The sequence below is a fragment of the Calidithermus roseus genome (assembly GCF_003574095.1).
GTDB lineage: Bacteria > Deinococcota > Deinococci > Deinococcales > Thermaceae > Calidithermus > Calidithermus roseus.
The window spans coordinates 22,153-28,305 of record NZ_QWLA01000050.1; the positions used below are offsets into that span (position 1 = coordinate 22,153).

Genomic DNA, 6,153 nt, shown 5'->3' on the forward strand with positions numbered 1-6,153 from the left:
CCTCCACTCACAGCAACTGAGCCTCGGGCTTGACCAGCGACAGCGGGCCGCTGGCACCGTCCATGAAGACCTCGAGGTCTATCCCCTTTTCCTTGCCCGCCAGGGCCCCGATGAGGTTGAGCCGGGCCAGGAAGTGGGACTCAGCCAGCCAGCTCATGCCCCCATCCCAGCCCTTGACGTTGGGTGGATCGAAGGGGACCTGGCCCATGGCGGCGAAGGCGGCGAGGGTGCGTCCCATGGCCTTCTCGTCGTCTTTGCCCAGGATGGGCTCGGTCTGGTGGGCGGCGTAGAGCAGGCCCACCACGTACTCGATGGGGCTCTTGACGATGGTGTTGCGGTACTGCGGGGCGTAGAACTCCTCGCGGGTGAAGAGCCAGCGCAGCAGCTCGCGAGTACCGCCATCGCGCAAGACCCTGGCCCCCTCCTCCACCAGGGCCTGCGGGGGCTCGGGGGTGAGGTAGAAAGCCAGCAGCTTGCGTCCTACGAAGCGGTAGGTCTGGGGATGGGCGATGAGGATGTCCAGCACGTCGTCGCCACTCCGGATGCTGCGGCCCATGAAGATCTTGGGGCCGGGATCGTGCCATTGCGGGCGGAAGACAAATTCGAAAGGCACCGTGGCAGGCGCTTCCCTGGGTCGCTGGTTGCCTTTGAGCCGCACCGTCCAGCCGGTGAAGGCTCGAGCAGCCTCCTGGACATCATGCTCGGTGTAATTGCCAGGGCCGATGGTGTAGAGCTCCATCAGCTCGCGGGCCCAGTTCTCATTGGGGTGCTCCTTGCGGCTTTCCGCATTGTTGAGGTAGAGCAGCATCACCGGGTCTTTGGCGATGGCCCGCAGCAACTGGCCGTAGGGGCCGTAGCCCAGGGTGCGGAAGGTGGCGAGCTGGTTGTAAAAGTCGATGCCCTGGGCCCCTCTGGTCTCGCGGTACTCCGAGGTGAGGTGCCCCTGCCAAAACAGCGCCAGCCGCTCGGCAGCCGGGGTGGGGGTGGTGAGCCAGTGGGAGAGCCACAGCCGCGTGATCTGCTGAAGTTGCGGTCCCCGCTCATTGCGGGTGAAGCTGGTGGTATAGGCCGGAGCTGGAACCGGATCGCGCAGCAGCGAGTCCACGGCGGCCTCGAGGCCCATCTCTGCCAGCTTCTGAGCCTCCTCCTTGCGCCCCCTGGCCGCAGCCCGGCGCAGCAGGTGGGTGGCCTCGCTGTAGCCAAAGCGAACAGGCATGTCTTCCCTCCTCGTCTCGAGGCTAAGATGGGTGCCTGAAACGAGGCTTAAGCTGCTTCAGATGTGTTTGTCTTTTGGCGGGGCCCCCCGTAGAGGTTGAGTATAGCCATCAAGCTCAGCGTGGGGTGACCTCGAGGGCATCGGCCAGGTAGGCCAGGGCCAGCTTGTACGACAGCGCCCCGAAGCCGCTCACCAGCCCCTTGGCGGCGGCAGCCGTGAGGGAGTGGCGGCGGTATTCCTCGCGGGCGTGGATGTTGGAGAGGTGCACCTCCACCACCGGCAGGCTCTGGGCACGGATCGCGTCCAAAACGGCGATGGAATAGTGGGTCAGGGCTCCGGGGTTGAGCACGATGGCCTCGTAGCCCTCACCCTGGGCCTGCTGGATCCACTCGATGATCTGTCCCTCGAAGTTCGACTGGCGGCACACCACCTCCAGCCCCAGCTCAGCCCCCCAGCTCTGGCACAGCTCCTCGAGTTCCTCCAGCGTCATGCGCCCGTACACCTCGGGCTCGCGGGTGCCCAGCATGTTGAGGTTTGGCCCGTTCAACACCAGGATCATAGGATCTCCCCTTTAATCCCAATCTAACGGGCGAGAAGGGCGGGGTGCCAGGGGTGGGGGCGTTAGGTCGATAGCTTACCGCTAGTAGCCAACAAGCGGTTTCGATAGCATGGACCCGATGAAGCGCTCCTGGATGGCTCTCACACTCGCACTCGGGCTGGTTCTGGCCCAGAGCACCTATACCGTGCAGCCGGGCGACACGCTGTACTCCATCGCCAGGCGCTTCGGCACCACCGTCGAGGCTTTGCAGGTGCTCAACAGCCTCGAGGACCCCAGCAAGATCGCGGTGGGGCAGGTGCTCAAGGTCGATGGCCAGCCCCAAGCTCCCGCGCTCCAGCGGCTCAGCGCGCCCTTCGGCACGCTCGAGCTGCCGCGCGAGGCCAGCCAGGGGCAGACCTTCCGGGTGCGCGTGCACAGCGAGGCGGAGGTGACGGTACGCTTTCTCAACCAGCGCTACGCGCCGCAGGGCGACAGCCTGCTCATCGCCATTCCCCGGCTCCAGGCGGCGGGGGTCTACACCATCTCCTTCGACGCCGCGGGCTCGAGCTACTCGGCCAAGCTGTCGGTGCGGGCGGTCGAAAAGGGCCGCCAGGCCCTCACCCTCTCGCCGGACACCGCTGCTTTGCTCCAGCCGGAGAAGGTCGCCGCCGAGCTGGCCCGCCTGACCGATCTGTGCAAGAGTGGCCCCAGCACCCAGCTCTGGCGGGGCAGCTGGAGAAAGCCCGTCGAATCCAATCGCATCACCACCATCTTCGGCATCCGCCGCAGCTACAATGGCGGCCCCTACCGCAGCTACCACGAGGGCCTGGACTACGGAGCCCCCACCGGAACCCCGGTCTTCGCCCCGGCTCCCGGCGTGGTGGGCCTGGCCGAGGCGCTGTTCGTGCGAGGCAACGCCATCGTGTTGCAGCACGGGCTGGGGGTGTGCAGCGGTTACTGGCACCTCTCGAGGATCGCGGTCAAACCGGGACAGCAGGTCAGAACCGGCGATCTCATCGGCTACGTGGGCTCGAGTGGGCTCTCCACCGGCCCCCACCTGCACTTCGAGGTGCGGGTCCATGGGGTTCCCACCGACCCGGCAGCCTGGCTGGTGCGGGCGCCATGATGGGGTGATAGCTGGACGCCGATGGCTGATAGCCGATAGCCGGGCGCTGGGCGCGGGTCGTACGTCCTACGTCGTACGCGAGACGCAAAGCGCTAGACGCCTTTTCTTTACCCCCCTTAGCAAGGGGGCTGGGGGGATAAACCCTCCCCCGCGCGCGGGGAGGGACGGGGAGGGGCAAACCACGAGTCACAAGCCCCCCGCTGACGGCTCATCCCTTCTCGCTGCTGAGCCCGGCCAGTGCCTTAGCGCGCTCGAGCACCGCGTCGAACATGGGCGCGGTGAGCTTGCCGGTGTTGGTGTTCTGGCGCGAGACGTGGTAGCTGCTCAGGAGCACCCGGCTGCCAAGGTCGTGCTCGCAGCCATGGGCGAAGGGGTAGGCCCCCTTGCGCAGGCCGTGATGCTCCAGCAGCGCGTCGTGAGCGATGCGGCCCAGCGCCAGGTAGACCCGCACCTGCCGCAAGAGCGACAGCTCGAGGTCGGTCCAGCTCGAACAGTTGCGGATTTCCTCGGGCAGGGGCTTGTTGGCGGGTGGGGCACAGCGCACCGCGGCGGTGATGTAGACGCCGCGCAGCTCGAGGCCATCCCCCCGGTGGCGGGAGAGGGGCTGGTTGGCGAGCCCGGCCCGGTAGAGCGCAGGGTAGAGAAAATCCCCCGAGGCGTCGCCGGTGAAGGGTCGCCCGGTGCGGTTGGAGCCGTGGGCGCCGGGGGCCAGGCCGAAGATCAGGATTTTTGCGTCAGGGTCGCCAAAGCCGGGGACAGGCCTGGCCCAGTACTCCCACTTGCGGTAGGCCGCGCGCTTTTCCCGCCCTACCCACTCGCGCCATTCCACCAAGCGTGGACAGCGGCGGCAGGCCGTGATTTCAGCCTGTACTGTCTCCAGGTCAGACATGGGTGTTGAACCCCATGGTGAAGTGAAGGACCCACCATCTATGCCGCTTGGGCTCGTACTCCAGCACGGCATAACCCAGGTCGGCAAAAGCGAAGAAAGTACCCATGTCCCCCGGCATAGGCGGGATGCCCAGCATGGAGCGCATGGCCGCGTTCAGGATACCCCCGTGAGCCACTACCAAATATTGGCCCTCCCCCCGGTGGAGAAGAGCTTGGACCGCCCTGGCGGCACGTAGGTGCACGTCCAGCACACTCTCGCCCTGGTGGTATCGCTGGTACAGCCCGCGAAGGTCAGGTTTGGGGAAGCGTTTGGCCGCCTCCTCGAAGGAAAGTCCCACCAGGAGACCATTGTCCACCTCCATCCAGTCCGGGTCGAGCTCCACCGGCGCCTCGAGCCCCTCCCCCATCAACTCGGCCACGGTCCGGGCCCGCTGGAGCGGGCTGGTGACCACGCAGTCAAAGTGAAAGCCCTTGGCGCGGAAGTCCTCCAGCCGTCGCCGGGCCTGCTCGAGGCCCACCTCGGTCAGAGGCGAGTCGTAGCGGCCTTCGTGAACCCTCTCGTCGTCGGCATGGGAGCGCCCGTGGCGCAGGAGGGTGATTCGGATGGAATCCATAGGAGAACGCCTAGAGCGGGATGTTGCCGTGCTTCTTGTAGGGCCGCTCCTCCTGCTTGGTGGTGAGCATCTCGAGGTGCAGCGCCAGCAGGCGGCGGGTGTCGGCAGGGTCGATCACGTCGTCGATGTAGCCCCGTCCGGCGGCCACGTAGGGGTTGTCGAAGGCCTTCTTGTACTCCTCGATCTTGGCGGCGCGGGTGGCGGCGGGGTCGGGGGAGGACTGGATCTGCCTGCGGTAGATGATGTTGGCCGCCCCCTCGGCGCCCATCACGGCCACCGCGCCGGTGGGCCAGGCCAGCACCACGTCGGCGCCCATGTCCTTGGAGTTCATCGCCAGGTAGGCCCCGCCGTAGGACTTGCGGGTGATGAGCGTAATCTTGGGGACCGTGGCCTCGGCGTAGGCGTAGAGCATCTTGGCGCCGTGGCGGATGATGCCCTGGTGCTCCTGGCCCACGCCCGGCAGGAAGCCGGTGACGTCGACGAGGGTGAGGATGGGCACGTTGAAGCAATCGCAGGTGCGGATGAAGCGGGCGGCCTTGTCGGAGGCGTTGATGTCGAGGGCGCCGGCCATGAAGCGCGGGTTGTTGGCCACGACGCCCACGCTCTGCCCGCCCAGCCGCCCGAAGCCGGTGATCATGTTCTTGGCATAAGCGGGCTGGATCTCGAGGAATTCCCCGCCGTCGAGCAGGGTCTTGATGACCTCGTGCATGTTGTAGGGCTTCTTGGGGTCGGGGTTGACCATCTCGAGCAGCTCGGGCGTCTGCCGATCGATGGGATCGCCATTGGGCACGAGGGGGGGCCGCTCTTTGGCATTCTGCGGCAGGTAGGAGAGCAGCTGCTTGATCAGGTCCAGCACCGCCTCGTCGCCCTCGGCCTCGAGGTGGGCCACGCCGCTTCGGGCGGTGTGGACCTCCGAGCCGCCGAGTTGCTCGAAGCTCACCTCCTCGCGGGTCACGCTCTTGATGACCTCCGGCCCGGTGATGAACATGTAGCTCGTACCCTTGCTCATGAGCACGAAGTCGGTCAGAGCCGGGCTGTAGACCGCACCGCCCGCGCAGGGCCCCAAGATGGCCGAAATCTGCGGCACCACCCCGGAGTAGATGGCGTTGCGGTAAAAGACCTCGCCGTAGCCCGACAGCGAGTCCACGCCCTCCTGGATGCGGGCTCCCGCCGAGTCGTTGAGCCCGATGATGGGCGCTCCCACCTTGACCGCCATGTCCATGGTGCGGGCGATCTTCTGCCCATGGGTCTTGCCCAGGGAACCGCCCAGGACGGTGAAGTCCTGGCTGAAGACGAACACCGTGCGACCGGCGATCTTGCCGTAGCCGGTGACCACCCCGTCCGCCGGAGCCTCCACCCCCGCCATGAGCCCGGTCTCGAGGTGCTCGGCGAAAGGCATGAGTTCGACGAAGCTGCCCTCGTCGAGCAGGTAGTCGATGCGCTCGCGGGCGGTCATCTTCCCGCCTTCGTGCTGCTTCCTGATGCGCTCCGGGCCACCTCCCAGCTCCACCGCCTTGCGGCGTTCCTCCATCTCGGCCAGGAGTTCCTCCATCAGCGCCCTGGTGTTGTCTGCCATAGTGAAGGCATCATACCCAAAGCCGAACCGGGCTTTGTCCCCACACGGATGCAACTCGAGGGGTTTTGGTGTTGAATGAGGCCGATGCCCCGCAAGCCCACCAGAAAACCCGCCAAGCCCCGGCCCCCCAGCCGCGGCGGCTTGTTGATCGCCCTGGTGGTGGCCTTGGGCGGGCTGATCACCTACTTCAACCTG

At 66.5% G+C, this 6,153-nt stretch carries 6 protein-coding genes; 1 reads left to right on the forward strand and 5 read right to left on the reverse strand.

The window, feature by feature from the left end; translation table 11 throughout:
* Window positions 1–7: 7 nt before the first annotated feature.
* Both Mrose_RS12425 and aroQ read right to left on the reverse strand, forming a co-directional pair.
* Window positions 8–1,216 carry a DUF1800 domain-containing protein gene (locus tag Mrose_RS12425; RefSeq protein WP_119278707.1) on the reverse strand — a complete coding sequence of 403 codons (1,209 nt, stop codon included), beginning with the start codon at window positions 1,214–1,216 and terminating at the stop codon, window positions 8–10.
* A gap of 115 nt (window positions 1,217–1,331) precedes the next feature.
* Window positions 1,332–1,775 (reverse strand): type II 3-dehydroquinate dehydratase, encoded by a 444-nt coding sequence (gene aroQ / locus Mrose_RS12430; protein ID WP_119278709.1) that lies wholly within the window; start codon window positions 1,773–1,775, stop codon window positions 1,332–1,334.
* 118 nt (window positions 1,776–1,893) lie between these two features.
* On the opposite strand from aroQ, the gene Mrose_RS12435 reads away from it, so the two are divergent.
* Window positions 1,894–2,880 carry a LysM peptidoglycan-binding domain-containing M23 family metallopeptidase gene (locus Mrose_RS12435; protein WP_119278711.1) on the forward strand — a complete coding sequence of 329 codons (987 nt, stop codon included), beginning with the start codon at window positions 1,894–1,896 and terminating at the stop codon, window positions 2,878–2,880.
* Between the two features lie 208 nt (window positions 2,881–3,088).
* Here Mrose_RS12435 and Mrose_RS12440 read toward each other — a convergent pair whose 3' ends face one another.
* Genes Mrose_RS12440 through Mrose_RS12450 form a run of 3 tightly spaced genes read right to left on the reverse strand, consistent with a single transcriptional unit; the run spans window position 3,089 to window position 5,958 of the window.
* The gene (locus Mrose_RS12440) at window positions 3,089–3,769 is read right to left on the reverse strand and encodes a uracil-DNA glycosylase (RefSeq protein ID WP_119278713.1); all 681 of its coding nucleotides are present in this window, start codon (window positions 3,767–3,769) and stop codon (window positions 3,089–3,091) included.
* On the reverse strand, window positions 3,762–4,382 hold the full coding sequence (locus Mrose_RS12445) for a histidine phosphatase family protein (RefSeq protein ID WP_119278715.1): 621 nt from the start codon (window positions 4,380–4,382) through the stop codon (window positions 3,762–3,764). The genes Mrose_RS12440 and Mrose_RS12445 overlap by 8 nt, the downstream gene beginning before the upstream one ends.
* Before the next feature lie 10 nt (window positions 4,383–4,392).
* Window positions 4,393–5,958 (reverse strand): acyl-CoA carboxylase subunit beta, encoded by a 1,566-nt coding sequence (locus tag Mrose_RS12450; RefSeq protein ID WP_119278717.1) that lies wholly within the window; start codon window positions 5,956–5,958, stop codon window positions 4,393–4,395.
* Window positions 5,959–6,153 lie beyond the last annotated feature (195 nt).